The sequence below is a fragment of the Microcoleus sp. PH2017_24_DOB_U_A genome (genome assembly GCF_020738205.1).
In the GTDB taxonomy this organism is placed as follows: Bacteria; Cyanobacteriota; Cyanobacteriia; order Cyanobacteriales; family Microcoleaceae; genus Microcoleus.
The window spans coordinates 27,298-52,391 of sequence record NZ_JAEQCT010000107.1 but is presented as its reverse complement, the minus strand read 5'-3'; the positions used below and the strand labels follow the sequence as shown (position 1 = coordinate 52,391).

Genomic DNA, 25,094 nt, shown 5'->3' with positions numbered 1-25,094 from the left:
TCATGACAACTCCCACAATCAAAAGCTTGTACACAGACGGCGCTTGTTCCGGCAATCCAGGCCCCGGCGGTTGGGGTGCAGTCATCTGCTTCGCCGACGGCAAATGTCACGAACTCGGAGGTGCAGACCCTCAAACTACCAACAACCGCATGGAAATGCAGGCGGCCGTCGCTGCATTAGAATTTTTTGCCAATTCCGGTCAAACCGAACCAGTCACCGTTTACACCGACAGCGAATACGTTAAAAACGGCATCACCAAATGGATTCAAGGCTGGAAAAACAAAGGCTGGAAAACCTCAACAGGCAAAGATGTCGTCAACCAAGACCTTTGGCACCTGCTAGACAAGCTGAATTCCCGACAAATCAAGTGGGAACACGTCCGCGGCCACTCCGGCGACTTCTACAACGACAGATGCGATGAAATTGCCCGCAGCTTCTCTCACAATCGCACTCCCGCCCTGCAACAGCATCGACCAACAACAGATGAGTCTGGGTCATCGCCGCTAGACATTGAAAACCCAATTGTTTTGGAAGAAACGGACACAACTGGTAACAAAACGATAGAATCCTATGTCATAACTTCTGACCTTCCGATCTCCAACTCTACCATGATGGATTCAACTGCCGATACCCTGGAGAACTTACCCCGCGAGGTGAGGGTTCAGGAACTCCGCAACCTGATCGAGACGTTGCACATAGCTGACGAAGTTGCCACCAAAGGCTACTTGATTACCAGTTCTGAACTGGCTGATTTGATGGATGTAAATGCCAGCGCTGTCACCAGCCGCGGAGACAACTGGGTTTGGCGCAACTGGGTAGTTTCTCGCGTGCGCCGCGAGGGCAACCAAATTCTCTGGCAATTAGAGCGCATCGACCACGTTAGTACGACTGATTAATCATCAGTCATAAGTCCTCAGTCAGATTGTGACAAAGGCCTTCTGACTGCTGCAATATCTAGGACTAATTGCAAGAACTCAAACGGTAGGTGCGCGCAGCGCACCTTACCTGTTTCCAGAGAGGAAAAATAATTTAACTTATAATTTAAGAAACGCGAACAAATCCTGAATAAACAGTGAAAAACAAGAGTTCGATCGCTTTAATGAACTGGCTGCCACCCAAACCAGAAACCGTTTTGCTTTGCGACTCAATTGCAGCAGCTTCTGAAATGGCATTTATGCTAGGCGGCGAGTGGGATGGCTGCAATAGCTTGGTTCTACCTAAATCCGACAAGGTAGCAATTGAAACAGCCGCGAGTTTGCTGGAGACATCGTGGTGCTATCAAAAGGCGGCCGAACCGGTTTTAACTCGGCTGGGAGTTGACGAATTGCTGCGCCGTTATGCGGCGGGAGACAGATATTTTGTTAATGCTAACTTGAGATGCGCTCAATTGAGCCAACTTTGTTTGGAAAACATCGATCTGAGTTATGCCAAATTGAATTTGGCTGACCTGAGCGGCACTAATTTAAATAAAGCAATTTTAGCAGCAGCACAGATGCAATCGGCTAATTTGAGTGGCTGCAACTTGCATAAGTCACAAATTGTGAGGGCAAATTTAGCTGGGGCAAATTTAAGCAATGCTAATCTCAGAGGTGCCGATTTGACTAATGTAGATTTAAGTAATGCTGACTTAACAAATGCTGATTTAAGAGGTGCAACTTTAGGTAAAGTAGACTTGAAAAAAGCTTGCTTGGATGGGGCTATCTTTGAGTAAAACAAGTTGAGGGGCGACTGCAAATTATTCATGCCGCAGGTTCCAATTATGATTCATATTTGCGATCGCGCAGATCGCTTCCGGTCGATTACCATGACAAAAACGGTTCGTAGTGCGGACTTCAGTCCGTAGCATTATGCGGACTGAAGTCCGCACTACGAACCAATCCGAACAACGTTAAAGTCCAGGTATTTTATGCACATTGCAACTGTCACCGGCCCAGCGGGGCGACTCAATCTCACCGACACGGGCGCAGCAAGCAGCGCAGAAGCAGAACCCATCCCCGTCCTCTTCGTACACGGTATGGCATACCACCTCGGAGTCTGGGACGAGACGATCGCACTTTTGCGCGCCAATCTCGGCCAAAACCAGCGCATTTTGGCGATCGACCTCCGGGGCCACGGCGCCTCCGAACCGCCCGCAGACGGCGACTACACCCCCGATAGCTGCGCCACCGACATCATCGCCATCCTCGACGCGCTGAATATCCCCCAAGTAGCCCTCGTCGGACACAGCTTCGGTTCCCTCGTCGTCCTCGCCACCGCCGACTGCGCCCCAACTCGCATCACCCGCGTCATCCTAGCCGATCCCCCCGGTGACTTTAACTACCTGCCGCCCTCCGTGTACGAAGAACAGATGGTTCCCTTCCTCGCAGCGCTAGCGGGCGACAGCTACCGCGCTGCGGCAGAGGAAAAGTTCTCCCAAGCCCTCGACGGCGGTACAACTGCGACGCGCGAAACCACGATCGCACGCCTCGCAGCCACGCCGCGCGATCGTCTCATCGGTATGTACAAAGGTATGTTTGCTTACGATGCAGTTGGTGCGATCGATCGCATCCTTGCAACTCCGGGCACCCAAATCTCAGCAGTCCTCGCGCCGGCCAACTCCTGGCCTTTCAGCCTCCACATACTGCGCCCCCAAATTGCCACCACAGTCATACCAGAAACCAGCCACTGGTTGCAGCTTGATGCGCCGGTTCCCTTCGCCGAAGCAGTGACAAATCAGTTGACAGTTGACAGTTGACAGTTGACAGTTGACAGTAGTCAGTTGACAGTAGTCAGCTCGCCCCCCGAGCGAAGCCGAAGGGTAGTCAGCAGTCAATAGTCAATAGTCAATAGTCATTGAAGGCGATCGATCTCCTATGTTGAACACCATTTAGGCATTTGCGAGATCAGAAACCGACTTTTTAACCACCAAGAATTGGTTGAAAGCCGGAACCCTTTTCCGGTGACTGTTTAAACAATATCGATGTAACCGGAAACGATATCATTACTCCAATCCTCCTCCTTCCTTTATCAAGTGCACTCAAGCGATCAACTGTCAACTGTCAACTGTCAACTGTCAACTGTCAACTGTCAACTGTCAACGACAATCATCCAACAAAGCATCAAGTTCAGCAGCGACTTTCCACGGATTTCGACCCTTGAAAACAGCAGCGATCGCAGCTTCATAAGGATTTCTGCCAGTTTTTTTCACAGCCGCGATCGCCTTTTGGTTAGAAAAACCCCGCCCGCTAACCAACCAAGCAGCCAAAACCTGTCCTGTGCGCCCAATCCCGCCAGCACAGTGAACCACCACCCGATCGCCCGATCGACTTGCAGATGTCAAAAACGGTAAAATGCGATCGACTAAAATTTCGCGATCGGCCAATTCAAAATCTGCGATCGGAGCCCAGCAAACGCGATCGCACCCAAAAACATTTCCATAGCTTCCCAACAAGTCACCATAGCCGATGAGTTGTGTCTGGGGAAGCAAGCAACAAACTCGATCGATCTTCTGTCGCCGCATAAAATCAATCCAGCCAGCAACTTCCTCATCGCGGTAGCCCGGTTTGGCCGCACCAAACACAACTAATTCATCCTCCGCAGCCGCCGCAAACTTGTACATCAGCCCTCAATTTCAATCCTAAAATAACTTAGAGATTTTTAGATATTCTTACTTTACTTCTTAAGTGGCTAGCTTAACTGTCTAACTGTCCTGGACGTTCACCATAAATCAGGACAAAGTTGATATATCAGCGTGCAGCGTTAGATTTCAACCAATCAGGCAATCAACCCCATGCTATTTAAGTATGGCGATCTGTCCTATTATTTCAATTCACATTTCACTCAAATTCACAGCAAAGTCTTGAGTGCAATGCTCACCTATCGCCGCATCTGGCATCTGCAAATAGCCAATTAGATTTGCAATTTGTAGATAAGTTCTTAACGTATCGCGACACTTTCTAGTGCCCGATACAGTTCAGACAAATTCATCATTTTTTTTGGAGAAATTTAACATGGCTAAGATTCCAGGTACTCCCAAAGACGACTTACTACATGGCACTCCTGATAACGATACTCTCACAGGTTTAGCAGGCAACGACACTCTCTACGGTAAAGCAGGAGATGATGAGCTTGATGGTGGTTCTGGTGCAGACAAAATGTATGGTGGTAGCGGTAATGATAAGTACATTGTCGATAATATTGCTGACGTAGTTACTGAGTCTGCTGCCGAAGGTATCGATCTGGTAGAATCTACCGTCAGCTACACTTTAGGAGTGAACGTCGAAGACCTGCATTTGAAGGGAACCGCTGCCATTGATGCGACGGGAAACAACGCGCACAATGCTATTCTAGGTAATGATGCGAACAACTCTCTCTATGGTTTAGGCGATCGCGATTACTTATTTGGTGGAGGTGGTAACGACTTCCTAGATGGTGGTGATGGCGATGACCAAATCTATGGTGGTGCAGGCGACGACATCATATATGGTCGTGCTGGTGCCGACGACATGAATGGTGGTAGCGGTAATGACCTTTATTTGGTTGATAATGTTGCTGATTTAGTTACCGAGAAAGCTGCCGAAGGTACTGATACCGTAGTCACTTCCACTATCAGCTATACTTTGGGTGCAAACGTCGAAAACCTCACCTTGAGTGATGCTGCTGATATCGATGGCACTGGTAACGAATTGAATAATTATATGCTGGGTAACGCTGGCAAGAACTTCCTCAAAGGTGAGGATGGAGACGATTTAATCAATGGTAGAGGTGGCAGAGATATCATTCTTGGTGGTAATGGAATTGACACGCTTTTAGGTGATGCTGGAAATGATGACATACAAGGCATGAAAGGTAACGATATCCTCTACGGCAACGATGATAACGATCAACTTTTTGGTGGTGGTGGTAACGACATCCTCAATGGTGGTAATGGCAATGATGTCTTAGCTGGTGGTGGCGATATTGACCTTGCCGGCAACAACATTCTTTGGGGTGGTGCAGGGGCGGATGGATTCAGATTCTATTTTGCTCCCACAGGCATTGACACCATCAAAGACTTCCAGAAAAGTGAAGTTGACAAAATTGAAATTCACCGCAGTTTTGGTGCTACTTCCCTAAACCAATTCAGCTATAGCAAGACTACTGGTGATTTATTCTTCGGTCAAGTTAAGTTTGCCACTCTTGAGAATAAGCCAGCAGACTTCTTAGTATCCCGAGATATTGTGCTATTGCCATGAGGATGAATTGAATTGTATCTGAGTTAAACAGACTTGACATTAAGTCCGTTTAACTCAGATATTACACCATTTTCAATCAGCAATTTACGGGGCAGACAGGATGTTCTGCCCCCACTAAATCTTAGGTATGTAGTTGCGCTTGAGCGCTCCGGAAAGGTATGTTGTTGCGCTTGAGCGCTCCGGAAAGGTATGTTGTTGCGCTTGAGCGCTCCGGAAAGGCACGTAGTTGCGCTTGCGCTTGAGCGCTCCGGAAAGGCACGTAGTTGCGCTTGAGCGCTCCGGAAAGGCACGTAGTTGCGCTTGAGCGCTCCGGAAAGGCACGTAGTTGCGCTTCAGCGCTCCGGAAAGGCACGTAGTTGCGCTTAAGCGCTCTTTTATATAGCCTTTCGAGCGATAGATGAGGTATGACTGTAAATCGAGTTGTTAGGCGCATACCTTGCTACACAATAACTCTCAGGAGTGAGTTCATCCCAACAGCGTCCGCGAATCTTTCGCTCGCAGTGTTATATTTAGAAAGAGCGCTGAAGCGCAACAACGTACCTTTTGGGAAACATAAAAATCTGACGCACCCTACAAGTCTATAGTAGCGTGCTAGTTACAATACCGGATGCAAACAAAAGAGTACCCATTGGGCACTCTTTTGTTTGTTTAGATGACAGCATAACTGACTGAATGGCTGAATCTAACCCTGCTAAAAAAAAATTAAATCTTAGTAATATTTATCTTTCAATCTTAATCTATAGGTAGTTTTTTGATATTAGCTTAAGTGGCTAGCTTAACTGTCTAAATGTCCTGGACATTAGCTGTCACTCAGGACAAAGTAGATATATCAGCGTGCAGCGTTAGATTTCAACCAATCAGGAAATTACCTAAATAATGTTTAATTATTGTGGCATTTCCGATTGTTCTAATTCGCATTCAACTCAGATTCACAGCAATGTGTTTAGTGCGACGCTCACCTATCGCGACAGCTTGTATCTGTGCGATCGCAAAATCGATCGATTGTGAATCTAATTCGCAATTTGCAGATTGGTTCTGAACTTTGAGAACCAGAGAAAACAAGCAAACAAACTACAAATTTTAGGAGAAATTCCGATGGCAAAGCCAATTATCGGTACATCATTCAACGATACGTATTTGGATGGTACTAGCGGGGCTGATACTATCTATGCCTTGGCGGGTAACGACTCTTCATCTGGCGGGGCGGGCAACGATACGATGTATGGAGGGTCTGGAAATGATACCTTGTGGGGATACTCGGGCAATGACTTGATCTTCGGTGAAGAGGATAATGACTACCTCTATGGCGAACAAGGCGCGGATACCGTCTGGGGAGGTGCAGGTAATGATTATATCAACGGTAGCAATGGTTTATTCAATAGTACCGATTCTGCTGATAAACTCTACGGCGAGGGGGGTAACGATACCTTAGATGGTTGGACTGGTAACGACACCCTTTACGGTGGATATGACAACGACCTTTTGCTTGGTTCCTTCGGTAATGACTACCTCGACGGTGACTATGGCAACGACAATCTTTCTGGTGAACCAGGAAATGACACTCTCTATGGTGGTGGTGGAGCAGATAATTTCATTTTTTACTCCACCCCCGCCTATGAAGGCATTGATTTAATCCAAGACTTTCATTACTGGGAAGGTGATAAAGTCCAAGTCTCGGTAAGTGGAATGGGAGTGTCTTCAGTCAGTGAATTTCAATACAATAACAGCACTGGTGCGCTGTCGTTTAAAAACCAGCAATTTGCCAAAATACCGGGTGGATTTCGTCCCGATTCGGATATCGTCTTTGTTCCTTAGGACTTGTCGCGCTTGCTAGGACATTCCTGGACAAATTAGCTAAAAAAAACCGGGTTTTTTACCTAATCTATGGACTTCAACCAAGGATTTTGGTAAAAAACCCGGTCTTTGATTATTTGTGTGCCGGAACATAAAAAATTAACATCGGCGCTTTGAAAATTAAAAAATCTTTTGTTTGGTAGCCTTTCTTAAGTGGCTAGCTTAAGTGGCTAACTGTCCTGGACATGATTCATGGAGTTGAGTTATTTTGTTAATGTGCTGATAAGTCGCAGCACTGTTTAAATTTGTAAGAATTTTAATCAAAAGCTTGAGTCTGTTTATAGGCACTGCGACCCATAAATAGTCAGCTTGCAAATTTCATGCGACTTTACCTATTTGTTTAACTCCAAAAATTGTAATTATTTGAATTTTAATTGTTGTTAAACAATTCTAGGTTCATTATTTCAATGACAACTTTTTATCAGGTAAGACATCATGGCTTTACAACCAGATCCATCGGAACCGCGCCGCTTAATTGGTGACAATACATCCGAAAACGTTTTTTTATCGATCGCAGATACCAATAATTTTCCTTTGGGAGTCTGGATGCTCGAAGGTGACGATACAGTTAACATTTCAGCAGCTAACAATTTGGTGTATGGCAATGAAGGAGAAGACGTTCTCAGGGGAAACTCGGGTAATGATTCCTTATTTGGAGGCAGGGGGAAAGACTTACTAGGTGGAGAGGCTGGAAATGACTATCTCAGCGGAGGGCAAGATGCAGATTTGATTTATGGGTTTGGGGGAAACGATATTTTATTGGGCGGTAGAGGCAATGATTTCTTAGTTAGCGGTAATGGGTATGACACTCTTATTGGGGGTTTGGGACGAGATATTTTATTGGGATTTGATGACAATATTTCTGGGCCTAAAATCGGCAGCAACTTGTATGTCTTGCAAGCAGAACCCGGAGTTACAGATATCAATAATGCGGATCTGATTAGCCTTTTCAGAGTTGGTTTCGATCGAATTGGATTAGCAGGGGGTTTGACTGCTGGCGATGTAGTTTTGGAAAACCTGACAAATGTGACAATTATATTGGGGTTTGACGGGCCACAAGTTTTAAAAGACCAAGGTCTGACAAGTTTACTAAATCCTGGCCCTATTGTAACGACAGGAACTCTCATCAAAGTTAAAAATTCCGGCAATATATTGGGTTTTGTTGATGGTGTAACTCCAGCCCAGGTTCAAGGCAATATCATCTCGGTTCAAGGATTTTAATTTGCCACGATCCCAAATCTGGTTTGGTGGTAAGTGAGGTACATAGAAACCCTGTTTCTAGCAAAAATTCTGCATCAAAACCGAGATTTTTTATCAGGTAAGACATCATGGCTTTACAAACAGATCCATCCGAACCGCGCCGCTTAATTGGCGACAATACATCCGAAACAGTTTTTTTGTCGATCGCAGATGCCAATAATTTTCCTTTGGGAGTTTCGATGCTCGGAGGCAACGATACAGTAGACAGTTCGGTAGCTAACAATTTGGTTTAGATCCCAAATCTGGTTTGGTGGTAAGTGAGGTACATAGAAACCCGGTTTCTTTAAGAAACCGGGTATCAACTGTCAACTGTCAACTGTCAACTGTCAACTGTCAACTGTCAACTGTCAACTGTCAACTGTGTGCCCCCAACACCTCCAAAGTGGCTTTCTGAGCTTGTGTAATACCCGTGACTCCGGTAATATTCATAGCTTCATAGGGGCGATCGGCTCTGAGAGTTTTCAAACATTCACCTGTGTTGACATCCCACAGCTTAATCGTCTCATCAGCGCTGGTGCTTGCAAGAACAAAGTCGCGATTTTCTGCCTCATTCGAGACAACAGGACGCCAAGCAACAGACCAAATTTGACTTGTATGTCCCTGTAGAATTTTCGTGCATTCTCCCGTGCCCGCATCCCAGAGTCGAATAGTTCGATCGTGCGAACAACTGGCCAGCATTTCACCGTCAGGACTCCAGACTGCTGCTTTTACCATATCGCTGTGTCCCTGCAAAATTTTCAGACACTTGCCAGTACAGCTATCCCAGAGTCGGATGCTCAGATCCTGGGAAGCACTAGCAAGGGTTTGGCCATCCGGGCTCCAAGATACATATCTAATGGAACTTTCATGTCCCTGCAAGACATCCACGCATTGACCGGTGCTGCTATCCCAGAGTCGCAGATTTCCATCGTGGGAACCGCTAGCAAGGATTTTGCCGTGGGGACTCCAGGCTAAACTCCCAACCCAACTGTCATTTCCCTGCAAGATGTTCAGGCATTTCCGGTGCTTAACATCCCACAACCGAATATTCAGGCCGCCCGCCGCGCTGGCAAGAATTTGACTGTCGGGACTCCAAGCGACAGCCCAAACCCAGGCTGCGTGTCCTTCGAGGGTTGCCAAACATTGGCCGCTGCTGGCATCCCAGAGTCGAACCGTGCAGTCATCGGATCCGCTAGCAAGGGTAGTGCCATCGGGACTCCAGGCTAAACCCCAAATCCAATTGGTGTGACCCTTTAATGTTTTCAAACATTGACCTGTGCGAGGATTCCACAACCGAACCAGACGATCGCCACTGCTGCTGGCAAGGATCGTACCATCGGGACTCCAAACCGCCGCAAACATAGAATTGCTGTATCCCTGCAATGTTTTGAAATTTCGGCACTGATTCGATCGACTGCGATCGACCTCCCACAGTCGCACGGTTTGATCGTGGGAACCACTGGCGATCGTTTTCCCATCTGGGCTCCAAGCTACAGTCACGTTCCAAATCGAATTGCTGTCTCCCTGTAAGGTTTGCAAGCATTGACTGCTTTCTATATCCCAGATCGCGATATTCTGGTCTCCGCTAGCGCTGGCGAGCATTCTGCTATCGGGACTCCAGGCGAGGGAAAAGACTGCCCGATCGTCTCTTTGCAAAGTTTTGAGACATTTACCGCTGTCGGCATCCCAAATCTTCACGGTTCGATCTTGACTCCCTGTGGCGAGAAGTTCTCCGTTGGGACTCCAAGCAATTGACCAAATTCCATTAGTATGTTCGGATAAGATTTTCAGGCACTCACCATTCTGTATATCCCAGACTCGAACCGTTCCATCTAAGGAAGCACTGGCGAGGATTTGACCGTCGGGACTCCAAGCAACAAACATCACCCAATTACTGTGGCCCTGCAAAATCTGGCAACATTCTTTGGTACGAGTATCCCACAGTCGAATCTGGCGATCGTCCCCGCTAGCAAGGATGTGTCCGTGCGGCTGCCATGCTAGGGTTCTGATGGTAGTCTGATGTCCTTGCAAGATTGCCAAACAACTTTCTGATTCAATACTCCACAGTCTGATAGTTCGATCGGCACCGCCGCTGGCGAGGACATACCCTGCTTCGTTTCCCCCGTTAAGAGGCAAGGGAAAGAGACTCCAAGCCAGCGCCCAAACCCAACCGTGATGCGATCTAAATATGGCTCTGGATTGTCCGTTAGAAACTTGCCATAGGGACACCAGATTATTGCTATCTCCAGTTGCTAGCAGTTGACTGTCGGGGCTAAATGCAACCCTTAAAATACTGCCTAACGGTTGGGTAAACCGCGATTTTGATAGGTCAGAATGGGTGAAATTGACTCGATGCAGGTTCACATCCTGAAGATCGGCTTGCCAAATGCTGAGATAGGAAAAGTCGTAGTCAGTTAGGTCAATCTGAAGGTGGCGTAATAGATTGATAATATTGCCACCAGTGTATCCAGCCTGATTCGGACACTCGGTTTGCAGGCGATATAGAATTTGTTTTAGTTGATATGCGATGTCTTTTTGAGAACCCAATTGACTCAGCAACCGATCGCTCAGTGGCTTTAAAATCATGCGATTTTGGCTGTCGCGAATGTAGTCTTTGTCCTGTGCTTTGATTAAGGCATGGGTTTGCAATAGGGAAGAATTTGACAATGGAGTCGGCGATGAGCGATCGGCAATTTCGTCACAAATGCGATCGATCAGTGTCTGCGTGACATATTCCATCACCACAGGTTGTAATGTAAACTGACCTGCGTTGGTTTCAATCAACGATCGCCATTTCAAATTTTGCAGGGCTTCCATCAACTGCGTTTGGGATACGCCAGCATTCAAATCTTCTCGAAGTTCGGTAAAGGAAACCCATTCGCGATCGATCGCCAACCAGCACATGACTTGAGTCTCTAAGATTGACAGACGATTGCATTGTTGTTGAATTAAATCTGCAACATCGCCAAATACAGTAACATTTTGTGCTAGGAAAAGACCAATATTGCCGCTGAACAAATCTCGAATGGTGGTGGCAACGATTTTTAAGGCCAGGGGATTGCATCGATAGCGATCGCACAAATCCTGTTTTTGACTGTCCGATCCAGTTAATTCCGTCGCCTCAATCAATGCTTCGGAGGCTTCTGGACAACCGCCCAAGGACAAGCTTTGTACTGCTAAGTCGCCCGCTTCCGATTGAGCAAATTGAGGGCATTTTTCCCTGGTGGTTAACACCAAACAGCTTTGATGGCGAGTTTCGGCCACCGCGCGCAACATTTCTCCGTAAGCTTCATAGCCGGGACGATATTGTCCACTCTGATCCCCTGGTTGTGACAGGCTTTCGGTATTGTCTATAACGATCAGACAGCGATGATTCCGCAGACACTGAATCAAGCTGCTAATTTCTGCTTTTGTATCCTGTTGTCCTGAGAGAAATGAGACTAATTCTGCTAAGAAAATTTCCGGCGGCGGGGCATTGCGGAGGCTTCGCCAAATGACGTAGCTAAATTGGTTTTGTAGCTGTTCTGCTAATTTGACAGATAAAGCGGTTTTCCCGATGCCACCAATCCCAAAAATACACACCAACCGACAATTATCTTGCAGAATCCATTGGGTGAGGGTGGTAAGTTCTGCGGTACGCCCGTAAAAGCGGGAAACATCTATGGCTTCTCCCCAATTTTGGGCGATCGACTTTACAGGCTGGCGTTCTGCGGTTGTTGGTTCTGGCTGGATGTAGTCTTGCTCGGTTATAGTCAGGTTAAAGGCGCGAAATAACTCTTCTAGGGTTTGGCGATCGACTGCTGCTTTGCCACTTCGCAGCCGTCCGATCGATCGAGCACTGAGCCCTGTCAAATTGCTTAATCGCTCTAATGTGTAAGCAGAACCGCCATTTTCAGCAATGGCTAATTGTTCCTGGGTATTCTGTAGACGCTGCAAACCCCAATCTGAAAGAATCACGCCTCGGCGCTTGCGCTTTTGCGGCAGTTTAGTCATCAGAAAAATCGGTGTGAAACCCCGTCCTTATAGGACGGCTTTACAATTAATTGGCAATGCGCCACGAGTTCGGGGACAAAAACTTACAATCTCCCGGCAACGCATTTTGGCACAACCGCTTGCCAGTCCCTAAACTGTGCAAACTAATTGTTTTCCGGTTTGGGTCTTTTTTCGTTGGTGACGCTTGCCAGCCACCGACATAGCAAAACCCATACTTGGGATGTTTGACGATTGAGCCGCGTTTAAACCCTGCGCTAATCGTACCGCCATATCTAGAACGAATATGACCGGGAGCGTGTTGCAATCGATGTAGCTGTCTTCTGTGAAACTCCAGAGGCATCACTTCTATCAACACTGTGTTATCGGGTTCAAAATGTCCTCCAACATACCAATTAGCAAGCACCCAAGAATCAACGCAGTGAGCCTCAAATTTGTTTGACAATTTCTGCTTTGATTTCTTGAGTCCCAGACTTTGACGCAGATTGTAGGTATCGTTACCCGTTTTGATTTCAAGGTGTGCAATACGAGTAAGTTCCCGATAAAACCAGCGTTTGCCTACTTCCAGAGGGCTAAACGACACGTTCCACTTGCGTGCGTTTTTCCTCTTTCGGGCTTTGATATCTTCGACGACGAAAGTTGATACCGGAAACATCAAGGTTAGCCATTTAGCTATTCTTAATTTCCACTGCCACCTCGCCTTAGTCGATGGGGGCAGGCGATGTTTGTTGACCAGTCGGTTTGCTCGGTTTTGGCGGCATGGCGTCTTGCGAAAACGTCTGGCGCGTCGCATATTTCGCCGTGTCTCAATATGGTCTTTCACCCAATCGACGGCGTGGGTTTGCACGTTGAGGTAGGCATGAGCTTTGGATTTGACTGTAAAAGCTTCTCGCTTTGAACCTGGGTCAATACCAACTGCTATTGGTTGGCGGTGCGTGTTTGATGGTTCTACATTGAGTCGAACGCAAAACACTCCTTTTTTCCAAAATGGGGTGGCGATGCCCGCCTTAATCCAACGCCGCGCACGACTTGGCGTAGTAGGCATTAGCGGTCTGTTTTCACTATCTAGAACTGGTACAAACATTTACGGTAAGTCTCTTGCGAGTATATATTTCCCTTCGACACTGACAGCTATAGAGGTTAAAAACTAGGGAGGCATTCTTGACGTATTTCGAGCTACCACGCCCAGGCTGTTCAGTTTTTTGTCCCAACGATGCGGTTGGCGTCTAGACACTATTTTAGTCTCAAATTAAGAAGTTGGTGAATCTCCCTCTTTCAAGCCCCATGCCTTAAGGCAGGGGTTAGTGACATTTTAACTATTTCAACTATTCCAACTTGAACTTAGGACTTGTTGTTACATTCGTAGTGTCATTTAACCGCTATAAGATTCGATCGCGCGTGCGTCGGGAGTGTCCGCTCTCAAGCTGCGGACTGAAGTCCGCACTACAAACCGTTTTTGTTATGTTAATCAACTGTCAACTGTCCCAGGTCAACTGTCAACTGTCCCAGGTCAACTGTCAACTGTCCCAGGTCAACTGTCAACTGTTTTTAAAGCTTGTCATATCTCAAATCTAGATTCAACCCGTCATTTGCCGTAGTCAATTGTTACAAAAAAGATACAAAAGCATCTATTTCTCCTCGCAACTCGTCTTACTCTATATCGAGTCCGAATGATTAGCGACTATTTTATCAGGGACAATGCAACACTTAACTCAGCATGATTTTCAAATTTTTTCAGGATGCCTACAGGAACTATACAAAACTTGTAGCGTTGAGGATTTCTCATCTCATCTGCTGGCGATCGTCTCGAAGGTTATTTCCGCAGTAGATTACACCTACACCACCCTCTCCTTCGAGAATAGCAAGACTACCTCCCTCGACTATAAACCCGCCCCTGGGTTCGATCGCCTTGATACAGTGAATTTTGAGAAAGTTGCTCACCAGCATTTTTACGAAAACCCTCTAGTCGGTAATTATCTCCGAACTCGTGACAATCGAGCGCATAAGGTTTCAGACTTCTTAAACGAGCAGCAACTGCACCGTCTGGAAGGATTGTATGGAAAGGTGATGCAGCCTAGAGGAATCAAGGATCTGATCGCAGTTTCACTACCTCTTGCTTTGGCTGCTAAATCTGCGAGCAAGCTCTACTCTGGACAAGATGATATTATTGCGATTACACTTTTGGGAGATCGGATTTTTACTGAGCGCGATCGCTATTTATTCAATTTACTGCACCCTCATCTGGTACAAGCCCAGCAAAACATGAATCAGTTTACCCAAATAGAACAGGAGTGGGTAGAACAGCGTCATACTCTGGAGGCATTAGGAATTATTTCTCTCAACGGAGATGGGCAAGTTCAATTCATGAGCGAACGAGCTTTGCATTGGCTGAAACAGTATTTTCAAGACTCACATTTTTCAACAAAATGTTTGCCAGACAATTTGCAGAGATGGGTTAAATATCAGTTGTCGCTGGTAACACCAAGTGATGAAATCCCTGCACCTCATTTACCGCTGAAATTAGAACAAGCAGGAAAACAATTAATTGTACGCTTTCTGACTGAGCAACCGCTGGAAAGATATCTATTGTTGCTTGAAGAAGAGGAGTTTTTAACTCTATCATCCGTATCTTTGGAATTCCTAGGATTAACCAAGCGGGAAACAGAAGTATTGTTTGAGGTGACGCAAGGTAAGACTAATCCAGAAATTGCGGCAACACTGAGTCTGAGCATTGGTACAGTCAGAAAGTATTTAGAACATATCTACTCAAAGCTGGGAGTACAAACTCGTGCGGAGGCGGTAGTAAGTGCTTTGAAACAGCTTGGGAAACTTCGTTAAAGTGGGAATTTACTGATTGTATTCCCAAAGGAGTTGTTAGGATGGATAAGAATTCCGGCTTCTTAGTAGAATCGGCTCATTTTCCAAAATCGATTTCTATCTCTCTTTGGTTACTTTAGGTGATTTAAAAATCATGTCAAATCTTGTGAATCCAGAAGATTATGATTCGATCGCCCAGACGAATGACGAGTCGATCGCACTTGCGATCGCGATTACGGTAATTCCTCAAGAAAACCGGTACACACTGGTTTTTGCGAGAATCTCCCAAGTGCGATCGAACATTTGCTCGATCGAATGGTGCGGCCCTCAGTCGATTGTAGATTTTCAACAGTTGACAGTTGACAGTTGACAGTTGACAGTTTGAGAGCTACCTCTACCCTTAAGTCAGAGAATTGGAGTAATGAATCGTCTTTTTAATTTCTCCCTCAAATGGTTCCGGCTTTCAACCAATTCTTTCTGGTAGATTTTAGATTTACTTTTTTTTAGCGAAAGATGAGAATACCACAGCAAAAGCAGATCGAGCTAATTGATTTTAGCCGAGAACTGACATCAGATTTTCTGTTACCTCAGCGGGAGCATCTCAGTTTTGCATTTGTAGTGCTGTCGGGAGCTCGCGTGCTTTATAAAGCACGCGAGCGAGACGCTCGCACTGCGTAAAAAATGCTTTTTACCAAATTGGGATGCTGCCCGAACATCAAGCTACTTGGCACGTTATTGCTCATTTTGCAAAACTAGGATAAAGCGTTGCCATCCCTTGCGGTTCGTGGCTGTATTTCCCACTTTGCGAAGGTGTGTATGTCTCGTTATACAAACAGAGGCTATCAGGATTTTTCAACACAAACTGCATCATCCGCCGATGGGCTTCACCTCGGAAAAACTGTTTCAGATCGGCTTCTGAACGCCAGTAACTCACCATAATCACTTCCTTTGGCCCACAAATTCCTGCTTTCACTTGCACGCAGCCTTCAGCTTTACCAGTCGAAGTGCCGATCGACACTAGATTTTTCCACATCCAGAAAAACCCCGCGCGATCGCGTGCCACAAAGCCGTTGACAAACACCACTGCTTCCGCGCGATCGGGCAAATCGATCTGGTAAATCGAATATCTGTTTGCATTTGCCATCTTCAAACTCCTTGAAAATCTTACTACCTGGAAATTACATATTCAATCTCACGATTATTCACTAAATTGAATATACAATTTATGATATATTCAACTTAGTGAGTATGTCAACCCCTAGCCTATGTCTCTTAGCTATGCCATTCTGTCAGTCTTAGTAAGCGCCCCCAGCAGTGGCTACGACCTAGCCAAGCGCTTCAATCCCTCTGTGGAAGGATCGGTTGGTTTTTTTTGGAGTGCCAGCTTCCAGCAGATTTACCGAGAATTGAGCCGCCTCGAAGAAAAGCAGTGGCTGCAAGCCGAATCCGTACAGCAGGAAAATCGACCCGACAAACGTATCTATACCGTGACGGGATTGGGCAAACAGCAGTTGTGCCAATGGATTGCTGAGTCGGAGGAGATGGCACCAATCAAAGATGAGTTACTCGTCAAACTCTATGCTGGCTATCTGGTGTCTCCTCAGATAATCGTGGCAAAACTCGAAGTGCACCGCCAGCAACATCAGCAGCGATTAATGATTTATCAACAAATTAAAACCCAGGAATTTACAAATCCCCAAAAGTTGTCAAACAGCCTAAAATTTCAGTACATGACTTTACTGCGCGGGATTCACTACGAAACAGGCTGGCTAGCTTGGTGTGACGAGATCCTGCTGTTGCTGCAATAAGTGCAAGGCGAAGGCAATTTTTTACTAAAATTCTGCAATTTTCTCCTAGATTCCTGAGTGGTAACTTTTCTAAAGTATTAGCAGCAGTTTCGCCAGGTAGAAAGATGATCCAAATTCAAACGACAAATATGACCCTCCCTCTCTGGGGTTTGGTAATTTTCATCCTGTGGACGATCGCAATTGTCATCGCCCTCATAGCAGTCAGGATTCGGCATCTATCTGCGGGCGGATCTCCCAAAGATTTTGGTACACAAAACGATGAAAGCTTGCTGTGGCGACTATTTAGAGTACAATCTAACTTGATAGAAAACCTGCCTTTGTATTTGGGAGTTTTTTTTATGCTAACAGTTAGGGGCGTCTCTGGAATAGCCGTAGATTCGCTGATTGTTGCCTACATTGTATTTCGGCTGCTGCATTCAATGATTCACATCGCCAGTCTCAATCCCATGTTTAGGGTATTAAGCTTAGGGATGCAGTTAAGCTGCTTGTTAGCCTTAATTGTTATGGCAGTTTTGTAGTTGATGACTTACACAACGAACACATATATTGTAGGGTGCGTCAAGCCCACAATCTAATTATTTCGCACGCAGCCTAAGTCTGACGCACCTTACTTACAAGTCTATAGATCGTCTAAAATTACTGTCTGTGATTTCGCTAACCAACCTAAATTATGGAATCGCGTTAGCAATCTTTGGCTGGTATAATAATAAGCTGTTTTAGTTTTTACATTTTGGACTGACTCGCGTCCCCAGGCCACAAAAGTTGGATTATTTTTGAGATTTAGTTTAAATACTGAGCGAGCTTATTTTTAAACATAAATCGTAATCTTTTTAAAATTTAACAGTTAATTTTCCGCAATCCCCCTGACAACTGCTGTATCAAAAGGCTAAGCTAGATACAAGCTTAAACTTCCTTTTCTAGAGACAAACCGCAGCCAATTTCACTCGCCTTTTAACTATGGCAAAAGAATTAGCAATAGACACTCGCGGACTTACCAAACAATTCGATCGCCATATTGCCGTCAATGACATCGACTTGCAAGTCGCCGCTGGCGAAATCTGCGGACTCATCGGCCCCAACGGTGCGGGCAAAACTACCTTGCTGCGAATGTTGGCCTCCGCTGAAGAACCTACTACAGGGGAGATTTACATCAACGGCAAACGCTTGTTGCGCGATCGATCTAATCCCACTCTCAAACAGCGCATCGGTTTTCTTCCCGACGATTTTCCGCTTTACGACGATTTGACTGTTTGCGATTATTTAGATTACTTTGCCAGACTCTACAACCTGCGACAACCCCGGCGCAGAGAGCGCATCTATGCAGTTTTAGAACTCGTGCAATTAACCAACAAGCGCAACAGCTTAATTTCCACTCTGTCGCGGGGAATGAAGCAGCGCCTGAGTTTGGGGCGCACGATTATTCACGAACCGCTGTTGTTGCTGTTAGACGAACCAGTTTCGGGTTTAGATCCGATCGCGCGATCGCAATTTCGCGAAATCATCAAATCCTTGCAACAAGCCGGCATGACCGTAGTCATATCATCCCACGTTCTCAGCGATTTAGCCGAACTTTGCACCTGGGTAGGGATTATGGAATTGGGCTATCTTGTGGAAAGCGCCCCTTTACAAGAACTTTACAAACGCCTCGGGAAACAGCAAATTTTCCTGTCAACTTTGGGCAATTTAGAAGGGTTGACATCCGAACTCAAGAACTTTCCTTGGGTTGAAAGTTGGGAAATAGTGCCGGAAACTCAGCAGGTGTGCGTTCATTTTTCAGGAAGCCGGGAAGATGCAGCGAATTTATTGCGATCGCTCGTCAATGCCAATATTCCCCTCACAGAATTTCACTGCACTCAAGAAGACTTAGAAACTATCTTTCTGAAAATGGGACACAAACAAGCATCTTAAATAGCCTTGGACGCACGGGCGGTCAAAAACCTGGTTTTTACCAAAATCTTTCATCGGAGCCACGAGACTCACAAAAAAACCCGGTTTCTGTGGTCTAAATGCGTTCAATGGGTGCATCTGGGTTTTGAAGAGGGCGAAGCATGACCGCATATAAGTTATTAGTTATAATCCCATATTGACTGCGGTCATGCTTCGCCCCTACAAACATATTTGCCTTGCACAGGTCGCTGCACCCAGTTCAAGACTATTAAATAAATCACCCGATTTCCAATTGTTCACTCACAACTCAAAACAATTATCTATGACTCTCAACTTGCTAGACACAATCGGTAACTGGAATTCCCAGTTATTTCGAGAACTTAAAGGCCGGCTGAAAATGGGCAATATTGCGATCGCCAGCGTCCTTTCCCTCAGCAGTCAACTGGTGCTGTTTTTGTCGTCGAGGAGCCAGATACCCGTTGCGCCTCTTCCCAGCGATTACAAGTACCCCATTCATCACAGATTCTGCACTGGATTTGATGGCAATCCCAAAAGTGATGCAATCAAGTGTATCCAAGATGCGGCAGGAAATTTCATCATTAACTGGCCCTCTTGGTGGCTAGAAATATTCGTTTACCTGAGCATATTTAGTGCGATCGCACTTTTAGTAGCCGGCACTTATATGCTGGTGAGCGACTTAGACAAAGAGGAACGCCGAGGCACACTTAACTTTATTCGCCTCAGCCCCCAATCTGCCAACACAATTTTTCTGGGTAAAATTCTCGGCGTCCCAATTTTACTGTATCTGGCAGCAATTCTTGCTGTACCGCTGCACCTGTACAGCGGATTAGCAGCTCAAATACCTCTGCATCATATTTTATGTTTCGACATAGCAATGGTAGCTAGCTGTGCTTTATTTTACAGCGGTGCAATGCTATTTGGTTTAACAACCAGTTGGTTGGGAGGGTTTCAGCCTTGGCTGGCTAGTGCTGCGGTTTTGGGTTTTATTAGCACAGCTTTTAAGGCACCATCAGTCGGCAATGCTGCGGACTTGTTAGCATTTTTCTCTCCGGCTGCTGTCTTGAAACAGGTAGCTTATCAAGTTAATGAGTCATCCCATTCTAACCTTAACTGGTTAACTGAGGAGTTCGATAGTCTGGAATGGTTCCATTTGCAGATTGGCAAAAATCTTGTGTCTTCTACCGCCTTATCTTTATTGATTTGTGCAGTGGCAACCTATTGGATATACCAGGGATGGCAGCGTCGCTTTCCCAACCCCACCGCCACTGTTTTGAGCAAGCGACAAAGTTATTTGCTGGTGATTTCCTATCAGTCAATAATTTTAGGATTTGCACTCCAATCAAATAAATACTCCCTTGATGAAATCGTCTGTTTGTCGATCCCAAATTTGATGGTTTTTTTAGCTTTGATTGCGGCTTTAACCTCGGAAAGACAAGCTTTGTATGATTGGGCGAGGTATCGGAAACAAATCGTTCCGAGTAGTCAGAAGTTGTGGCGCAAATACCCAATACTCGATTTAATTTGGAGCGAAAAAAGTCCAGCACCAATTGCAATAGCAATCAATCTCCTCAGTTCGACAGTGATTTTAACACCTTGGCTGCTGGTGAATCACACCGCTTTTCCTGCGATGATTGCGTTTATCAATCTTATCCTGATTTACGCCGGCCTCACTCAGCTATTCATGTTCGCAAAAATCCGAAATCAAGCAGTTTGGGCGACTTGTACAGTCGGAGGGGCTATCCTTTTACCACCAATTATTTTGTCTGTGCTTTCCCTCTACCCAGCAAAAGCTCCTTTCATTTGGCTGTCTTTAGTATTTCCCATCTTTGGATCTTCATCTGCCTTGAGAGACCAGTCAATATATGACATTTGTGTCTCGATACTCTGCCAGTGGACTGTGTTGGTGCTGCTGAATCTGCAATTGAGGAGGCAACTCCGAATCGCTGGGGAATCGGCATCTAAAGCTTTGCTGAAGGCTTGAAAAAGGGAGAATGCAGTGCGCCCCGATCGCAATCGGTGGGCATTCCTGACCTCAAAAACCCGGTTTCTTTGTAGATTTATCGTCAACGCAAAACTCGTAGAAACCGGGTTTAAAGCTATCTTTGGAGCGGCAATTAAACTCTCCGAAGTCTTGTTCAGTTTGTTGATTTAAAATTCTAAAATTTCTCTAAGTACACTCTTTAAATCCGCATCAGCAGGACGTTTTGAAAACTGCTCGTGACTGTAAATCCAAACGAGTTTAATAATACAAGTAGTTGCGTTAACTAAGTACATTAGTCTAATCTGTCCCGAAGCTCCTTTAGCAATCCTAAAATCTATCTTGTGAAATGTCCATTCTTCTGGCAACTTAATTTTTCCCGGTAAAGGCTCATTACGGGAATTGTTTGGATATTGGTAATCAATTAATTCTTCCAAAACTTTTGAAATTATTTCAACAAAGCTAGCTCCGTGAATTTTTGCAAGTTTTTTAAAGGAACGGTTGAAATTGTCGGAAGCTTCAATCGAGAAGGGAGTTGAGCCACTCATGGACTTCTCCTTTTTCAATACGATTTGATGATTCGGAATCAAAGGTATCCTTCAAAACTTCAGACATTGCTAGTTCGTATGCGGGGTGCTTGCGCTCTATCAAATCGAGCTTCTGATAACCTAATGCTTTCATGTCTTCGAGAAGAATTGGCTCCGTTGAACTTGCTTCAGGAAGTAGACCTTTACGAGCTTTTTTCCAAGGAAATTCACCGTGAGTCATATTGCTTAATCCATAAGCATGATAACCACCGAAATATCCCCAAATTTCTTCTAAAAGCTCTTGCTTATCAGAGGTAAGCTGCAATAAGGATTCTTTGTTAGGAATAGGTAGCTGGCTAGCTTCAAACTCACTGTAAAACCTATAAGCAGGAGGACAAACAGGGCCGTAGCGCCATGCTTGGATTTCTTCTCCAAAGAAGGCCTCATCATAGAGTGCCAAATGCAAGCTCTGTGCGTAGTATAAAAGCTTCTGAATCTTCATATTAGTCATGTCAGCTTCTATACCATCTTCATAAGCTCTGATAATGAAGTAGCGAGCCAAATTGAGACAGTCGATCATAGCTCCGACCCTCAGTCTAGAACAAATACTTTTCGATCGCCAGATTGGCAGCATATCGATACATACTATTATAATTGAAACTGAGTCGCGAGTGTAATATCAAATCAGCCGATCGCACAAATGTAAATTCGATCGCCCATTCCAATCGCGATCCGCCTCTCATAAGCTAACTATACTTGCGGCCGCGCCACTGAGTCGGCTGATTAAACGCAGAAATTAGAATCCGCACAAACGCTAACGGATCGGCTAAAGGTGACAGCCAAAATAGCCATTTACCAGAAGCTTGGGTGCGATCGTAACTCGGAGCGATCGCAAAACACAAAGCCGATCGCACCGCAACCAAAAATACATTCAATCCCCACAGCCCAAACTGCCCAGATACAGCGATCGCAGGTAGGGAACCCGATAGCAAATACCAAAGGACGATCGGCACCGGCAAACCTTGAACCGCCAACAACAGCCACAAATCGCCCCAAATTTGACCGCTAGAAGCAGCATCTTTGAGATCGAGCGATCGCCCCCATTCATTCCAAGTCTCGATCGCCCCCTCATACATCCGCACCTTCAAGACTTTCGCCCCATCCAAAAAGCCCACCTTAAAGCCCTGAGCCGCAGCATAGCGAGCCAGAGTCACATCATCGCAAAAAGAACCTTTTGCGACTTCATAGCCCCCTAAAGCCACCAAAACCTCGCGCTTACAGAGGAAACACTGACCGTTTGCCATCACCCGTTCCGGCACATCCCCGCCGGTTCCCGTGGGGCCGAAGCGATACACCAAAGTCATTAACAGCGCAGGTTGCAGCCACAACTCGCCCGGATACTTGAGGATGAACTGCGGCGATAGCGAAATCAAATCGTAATTTCCAGCAGCAGCAGTTTTGAGCAAACTTGCGATCAAACCCGGATGCGGCTGAGTATCCGCATCTATCCCCAAAATCCACTCGCACTTCTCGGAAGTTGCCAAAAAACCCCAATTCAGCGCCCACGGACGCCCCACCCAACCAGGCGGTAACGGATCGTCGTTAATTAAGCGAAACCGGGGGTCTTTTTCGGCGGCAGCTTTGACTAAATCCCCTGTTCCATCTACCGAATAGCTGTCAACAACTACCACCTCTCGGAGCTCGTAACTTTGGTGACTCAATCCTTCCAAACAAGGTGCAATTCTTTCTGCTTCGTTCAAAGTCGGCACCACCGCAGTACAAGCACCCAACAAGTCCAGCGTCGGGGAATCTGGTTCCAGGGGCGGGATGCGCGAGGGGCCTTTAATTAACCGCGACATTAAAAGGGCGGTAGCGGGTAATTGCAACAGCAAAAGTGCGGCAGGGATGATGATTGTCAGGTGGTTAGGATCGATCATAGGATTTTAGATTTTAGATTTTAGATTTTCAATTGAATAATTTGGAATTACGGCTGGTGTCAATTTGAAAAATTTAATCAACTTTTGATATCATGTCCTGTCGCTTACCACAACAAAAACGGTTCGTAGTGCGGACTTTAGTCCTCAAGATCGGAGCGGACTAAAGTCCGCACTACGAACGAATATTATTGCGGTTAATTGACGATCGGACACGATATGACCTCAAACATATTACAGGAATTTGGCATGAAAATATAATTGCTGAAAAACCCGGTTTCTTGTTAAAACCGGGTTTTTAAATTAGCTCAAAATTTCCTGTGAATTTTTGCCAAATCAGCAGTGAGCTCGTGTCCGCTCAATTACCATAACAAAAACGGTTCGTAGTGCGGACTTAAGTCCGCACTCAGGCTGCGGACTTAAGTCCGCACTACGAACGAATATTATTGCAGTCAATCGACCGGAAACGATATGATTCCTCATCAGCCGCTTACTTCCGCAAAGCGCCTACGCGCTGAGATGGAATTTCAGCTTTGAGAGCAGATTCCAAAGACGGAATTGCTTCTGTTATGTCATCTGCTGCGGGTTTAGCGATCGAGCTTAATACGATCGCCGGAACTACACCCAGAAGCACAGCTAGCGATGTCGGGAACCAGAACCGAGAATCCAAGGAAGTGACAGTGATAATCGCTCCGAAAGCAAAGTTTACCAAATAAACAATTAAAGGCAAACTCAATTCCGATCGCTCTAATTTTATCGAAGTTTTTCTCCAAAAGAAAGCTGCTACAGACATAAACAGCGCCCCGGTACCCATCCAGCCCGCCAAATTGCGGTAAGGCATCCCAAAGAAAGCGCCAAGTTCCTCAAACTCCCAAAAAGGTACAGAAGTTTGACTCATCGCCGGATCTAGTACAAAATCCCAAGCTGTCAATAATAGAGCGCCAAGGGCGATCGCGCCTATTTGGCGCACCCAATTCAATTCGCCTTTACCACCAGCCAGCCCAGCGCGAGCAATTATATATGAAACCAGTCCTAGATAAAACCACGACATGGGAATTGTAAACGGCACCAGCCCTGCAATTTTGTAGCCCAACCCGCTTAAATAGTGGTAATGGCCGAAGGGAAAACCCGTACTCGTTCCCAACAACTCGCTACTCAAAGATAAAAACACAGAAGGCAGCAAAAATGTCAGAGTTGCACCCAGCCCCAACGTCCGATAGGCATAGAGAGCAACCGCTGCTGCGCCAAAAATGATATAAACTACTCCACCCCCAGCCATCCCCCATTGGAACAAAGTTTGTCCGGCGGGCGATAAATTCATCACGAATTCGGGATGGGGTAAAATCAGCAGCAACCCTGCCAATCCAAAGGCCATTGACAAGACGTGGGCAATCAGGCAAAAGCGCTCAGCTATCAAAAGTTGCTTCATGGGACTCCTCGAAAAAATATTAGATGCAGAAAGCACTCGTTACAGTTTACAATTTTTTACAATAAACCAACACCAATAGGGCACCGGCATTTTTCCAAGATTTGCGCCCAAGCCCGAGAAACCCGGTTGCTGATTGAGTGTCTGGTTGCAACAAGCCTATACAAAATTGCAAAAATAGCTGGGAAGATCCCCAGAACCCGTCCCAAAAATCAGCAGTCATTACACAAATTAGGTACGTTGTTGGGATGCGAGCCCTCTTTGCTTAGATCTTATGAAAGAGCGCTGAAGCGCAACTACATACCTTGGCCCAAGCACGAGCCAATCTTCGATCGATAATTTTGGTATGTTGTTGGGATGGGAGCACTCTTTGCTGAGATCTAGGAAAGAGCGCTGAAGC

The 25,094-nt window shown here is 45.9% G+C and carries 23 protein-coding genes; 14 read left to right on the top strand and 9 right to left on the bottom strand.

The genetic code is table 11. The features are described 5' to 3' along the window. The first annotated feature begins 2 nt into the window (after nt 1-2). The 3 genes from rnhA to JGK07_RS26545 all read left to right on the top strand — a co-directional run bounded on the left by rnhA (nt 3) and on the right by JGK07_RS26545 (nt 2,734). Entirely contained in the window at nt 3-896 is an 894-nt protein-coding gene (gene rnhA / locus JGK07_RS26555; RefSeq protein ID WP_293185270.1) for a ribonuclease HI, read from the top strand. Nucleotides 897-1,072: 176 nt separating this feature from the next. Then, entirely contained in the window at nt 1,073-1,711 is a 639-nt protein-coding gene (locus tag JGK07_RS26550; protein ID WP_293192459.1) for a pentapeptide repeat-containing protein, read from the top strand. Nucleotides 1,712-1,906: 195 nt separating this feature from the next. Further along, the gene (locus tag JGK07_RS26545) at nt 1,907-2,734 is read left to right on the top strand and encodes an alpha/beta fold hydrolase (RefSeq protein WP_293185274.1); all 828 of its coding nucleotides are present in this window, start codon (nt 1,907-1,909) and stop codon (nt 2,732-2,734) included. 339 nt (nt 2,735-3,073) lie between these two features. Here JGK07_RS26545 and JGK07_RS26540 read toward each other — a convergent pair whose 3' ends face one another. Further along, nucleotides 3,074-3,598 carry a dual specificity protein phosphatase family protein gene (locus JGK07_RS26540; protein ID WP_293185276.1) on the bottom strand — a complete coding sequence of 175 codons (525 nt, stop codon included), beginning with the start codon at nt 3,596-3,598 and terminating at the stop codon, nt 3,074-3,076. A 391-nt stretch (nt 3,599-3,989) separates the two neighbouring features. On the opposite strand from JGK07_RS26540, the gene JGK07_RS26535 reads away from it, so the two are divergent. The 5 genes from JGK07_RS26535 to JGK07_RS26515 all read left to right on the top strand — a co-directional run bounded on the left by JGK07_RS26535 (nt 3,990) and on the right by JGK07_RS26515 (nt 8,560). Next, nucleotides 3,990-5,213: a calcium-binding protein gene (locus JGK07_RS26535; protein ID WP_293192457.1), complete on the top strand. Its 1,224-nt coding sequence runs from the start codon at nt 3,990-3,992 to the stop codon at nt 5,211-5,213. 876 nt (nt 5,214-6,089) lie between these two features. Next, a complete protein-coding gene (locus JGK07_RS26530) occupies nt 6,090-6,221 on the top strand; it encodes a hypothetical protein (protein ID WP_293179112.1) in 132 nt (43 codons plus the stop codon). Nucleotides 6,222-6,242: 21 nt separating this feature from the next. Next, nucleotides 6,243-7,028: a calcium-binding protein gene (locus JGK07_RS26525; protein ID WP_293179115.1), complete on the top strand. Its 786-nt coding sequence runs from the start codon at nt 6,243-6,245 to the stop codon at nt 7,026-7,028. Nucleotides 7,029-7,502: 474 nt separating this feature from the next. Then, a complete protein-coding gene (locus JGK07_RS26520) occupies nt 7,503-8,288 on the top strand; it encodes a calcium-binding protein (RefSeq protein ID WP_293179118.1) in 786 nt (261 codons plus the stop codon). A gap of 107 nt (nt 8,289-8,395) precedes the next feature. Next, on the top strand, nt 8,396-8,560 hold the full coding sequence (locus JGK07_RS26515; protein ID WP_293179121.1) for a hypothetical protein: 165 nt from the start codon (nt 8,396-8,398) through the stop codon (nt 8,558-8,560). 121 nt (nt 8,561-8,681) lie between these two features. On the opposite strand, the gene JGK07_RS26510 is transcribed toward JGK07_RS26515, so the two are convergent. Then, on the bottom strand, nt 8,682-12,299 hold the full coding sequence (locus tag JGK07_RS26510) for an NACHT domain-containing protein (RefSeq protein ID WP_293179124.1): 3,618 nt from the start codon (nt 12,297-12,299) through the stop codon (nt 8,682-8,684). 46 nt (nt 12,300-12,345) lie between these two features. Further along, entirely contained in the window at nt 12,346-13,380 is a 1,035-nt protein-coding gene (locus JGK07_RS26505) for an RRXRR domain-containing protein (RefSeq protein WP_293179127.1), read from the bottom strand. A 614-nt stretch (nt 13,381-13,994) separates the two neighbouring features. Here JGK07_RS26505 and JGK07_RS26500 point away from each other — a divergent pair. Together JGK07_RS26500 and JGK07_RS26495 are read left to right on the top strand one after the other, a co-directional pair. Then, on the top strand, nt 13,995-15,134 hold the full coding sequence (locus JGK07_RS26500; RefSeq protein WP_293217899.1) for a helix-turn-helix transcriptional regulator: 1,140 nt from the start codon (nt 13,995-13,997) through the stop codon (nt 15,132-15,134). Between the two features lie 133 nt (nt 15,135-15,267). Then, nucleotides 15,268-15,483 (top strand): hypothetical protein, encoded by a 216-nt coding sequence (locus tag JGK07_RS26495; RefSeq protein ID WP_293179133.1) that lies wholly within the window; start codon nt 15,268-15,270, stop codon nt 15,481-15,483. A gap of 369 nt (nt 15,484-15,852) precedes the next feature. Here JGK07_RS26495 and JGK07_RS26490 read toward each other — a convergent pair whose 3' ends face one another. Beyond that, nucleotides 15,853-16,257, bottom strand: a complete 405-nt coding sequence (locus JGK07_RS26490; protein WP_293195781.1) for a DUF4188 domain-containing protein — start codon at nt 16,255-16,257, stop codon at nt 15,853-15,855. A 121-nt stretch (nt 16,258-16,378) separates the two neighbouring features. Between JGK07_RS26490 and JGK07_RS26485 the strand changes: the two genes are divergently transcribed. From JGK07_RS26485 to JGK07_RS26470, 4 genes are all read left to right on the top strand, one after another. Continuing rightward, nucleotides 16,379-16,921: a PadR family transcriptional regulator gene (locus tag JGK07_RS26485; RefSeq protein WP_293179139.1), complete on the top strand. Its 543-nt coding sequence runs from the start codon at nt 16,379-16,381 to the stop codon at nt 16,919-16,921. Nucleotides 16,922-17,049: 128 nt separating this feature from the next. Then, nucleotides 17,050-17,439, top strand: coding sequence for an MAPEG family protein (locus JGK07_RS26480; RefSeq protein WP_293179142.1), 390 nt, complete (start codon nt 17,050-17,052; stop codon nt 17,437-17,439). Between the two features lie 439 nt (nt 17,440-17,878). Further along, nucleotides 17,879-18,829 (top strand): ABC transporter ATP-binding protein, encoded by a 951-nt coding sequence (locus JGK07_RS26475; protein ID WP_293207233.1) that lies wholly within the window; start codon nt 17,879-17,881, stop codon nt 18,827-18,829. A 301-nt stretch (nt 18,830-19,130) separates the two neighbouring features. Then, nucleotides 19,131-20,810 (top strand): hypothetical protein, encoded by a 1,680-nt coding sequence (locus JGK07_RS26470; protein WP_293210186.1) that lies wholly within the window; start codon nt 19,131-19,133, stop codon nt 20,808-20,810. Nucleotides 20,811-20,977: 167 nt separating this feature from the next. Here the strand turns inward: JGK07_RS26470 and JGK07_RS26465 are convergent, their stop codons facing one another. The 5 genes from JGK07_RS26465 to cruF form a co-directional block, all read right to left on the bottom strand. Continuing rightward, nucleotides 20,978-21,355: a hypothetical protein gene (locus JGK07_RS26465; RefSeq protein ID WP_293179151.1), complete on the bottom strand. Its 378-nt coding sequence runs from the start codon at nt 21,353-21,355 to the stop codon at nt 20,978-20,980. Continuing rightward, nucleotides 21,327-21,914: a type II toxin-antitoxin system antitoxin SocA domain-containing protein gene (locus JGK07_RS26460; protein ID WP_293179154.1), complete on the bottom strand. Its 588-nt coding sequence runs from the start codon at nt 21,912-21,914 to the stop codon at nt 21,327-21,329. Before JGK07_RS26460 ends, JGK07_RS26465 begins: the two co-directional genes overlap by 29 nt. Nucleotides 21,915-21,930: 16 nt before the next feature. Then, complete coding sequence (locus JGK07_RS26455; RefSeq protein ID WP_293179157.1) at nt 21,931-22,077, bottom strand: hypothetical protein; 147 nt, start codon at nt 22,075-22,077, stop codon at nt 21,931-21,933. A gap of 3 nt (nt 22,078-22,080) precedes the next feature. Beyond that, on the bottom strand, nt 22,081-23,271 hold the full coding sequence (gene cruG / locus JGK07_RS26450; RefSeq protein ID WP_293179160.1) for a 2'-O-glycosyltransferase CruG: 1,191 nt from the start codon (nt 23,269-23,271) through the stop codon (nt 22,081-22,083). Between the two features lie 487 nt (nt 23,272-23,758). Next, nucleotides 23,759-24,697: a gamma-carotene 1'-hydroxylase CruF gene (gene cruF / locus JGK07_RS26445; protein WP_293179163.1), complete on the bottom strand. Its 939-nt coding sequence runs from the start codon at nt 24,695-24,697 to the stop codon at nt 23,759-23,761. Between the last annotated feature and the right edge of the window lie 397 nt (nt 24,698-25,094).

What these genes read in the sequence shown, in the direction of transcription:
- rnhA (WP_293185270.1), top strand. Translation starts at nt 3, where the DNA reads ATGACAACTCCCACAATCAAAAGCTTGTACACAGACGGCGCTTGTTCC.
- JGK07_RS26545 (WP_293185274.1), top strand. Translation starts at nt 1,907, where the DNA reads ATGCACATTGCAACTGTCACCGGCCCAGCGGGGCGACTCAATCTCACC.
- JGK07_RS26540 (WP_293185276.1), bottom strand. Translation starts at nt 3,598, where the DNA reads ATGTACAAGTTTGCGGCGGCTGCGGAGGATGAATTAGTTGTGTTTGGT.
- JGK07_RS26535 (WP_293192457.1), top strand. Translation starts at nt 3,990, where the DNA reads ATGGCTAAGATTCCAGGTACTCCCAAAGACGACTTACTACATGGCACT.
- JGK07_RS26530 (WP_293179112.1), top strand. Translation starts at nt 6,090, where the DNA reads ATGTTTAATTATTGTGGCATTTCCGATTGTTCTAATTCGCATTCAACT.
- JGK07_RS26520 (WP_293179118.1), top strand. Translation starts at nt 7,503, where the DNA reads ATGGCTTTACAACCAGATCCATCGGAACCGCGCCGCTTAATTGGTGAC.
- JGK07_RS26515 (WP_293179121.1), top strand. Translation starts at nt 8,396, where the DNA reads ATGGCTTTACAAACAGATCCATCCGAACCGCGCCGCTTAATTGGCGAC.
- JGK07_RS26510 (WP_293179124.1), bottom strand. Translation starts at nt 12,299, where the DNA reads ATGACTAAACTGCCGCAAAAGCGCAAGCGCCGAGGCGTGATTCTTTCA.
- JGK07_RS26505 (WP_293179127.1), bottom strand. Translation starts at nt 13,380, where the DNA reads ATGTTTGTACCAGTTCTAGATAGTGAAAACAGACCGCTAATGCCTACT.
- JGK07_RS26500 (WP_293217899.1), top strand. Translation starts at nt 13,995, where the DNA reads ATGCAACACTTAACTCAGCATGATTTTCAAATTTTTTCAGGATGCCTA.
- JGK07_RS26495 (WP_293179133.1), top strand. Translation starts at nt 15,268, where the DNA reads ATGTCAAATCTTGTGAATCCAGAAGATTATGATTCGATCGCCCAGACG.
- JGK07_RS26490 (WP_293195781.1), bottom strand. Translation starts at nt 16,257, where the DNA reads ATGGCAAATGCAAACAGATATTCGATTTACCAGATCGATTTGCCCGAT.
- JGK07_RS26485 (WP_293179139.1), top strand. Translation starts at nt 16,379, where the DNA reads ATGTCTCTTAGCTATGCCATTCTGTCAGTCTTAGTAAGCGCCCCCAGC.
- JGK07_RS26480 (WP_293179142.1), top strand. Translation starts at nt 17,050, where the DNA reads ATGACCCTCCCTCTCTGGGGTTTGGTAATTTTCATCCTGTGGACGATC.
- JGK07_RS26475 (WP_293207233.1), top strand. Translation starts at nt 17,879, where the DNA reads ATGGCAAAAGAATTAGCAATAGACACTCGCGGACTTACCAAACAATTC.
- JGK07_RS26470 (WP_293210186.1), top strand. Translation starts at nt 19,131, where the DNA reads ATGACTCTCAACTTGCTAGACACAATCGGTAACTGGAATTCCCAGTTA.
- JGK07_RS26465 (WP_293179151.1), bottom strand. Translation starts at nt 21,355, where the DNA reads ATGAGTGGCTCAACTCCCTTCTCGATTGAAGCTTCCGACAATTTCAAC.
- JGK07_RS26460 (WP_293179154.1), bottom strand. Translation starts at nt 21,914, where the DNA reads ATGATCGACTGTCTCAATTTGGCTCGCTACTTCATTATCAGAGCTTAT.
- JGK07_RS26455 (WP_293179157.1), bottom strand. Translation starts at nt 22,077, where the DNA reads ATGAGAGGCGGATCGCGATTGGAATGGGCGATCGAATTTACATTTGTG.
- cruG (WP_293179160.1), bottom strand. Translation starts at nt 23,271, where the DNA reads ATGATCGATCCTAACCACCTGACAATCATCATCCCTGCCGCACTTTTG.
- cruF (WP_293179163.1), bottom strand. Translation starts at nt 24,697, where the DNA reads ATGAAGCAACTTTTGATAGCTGAGCGCTTTTGCCTGATTGCCCACGTC.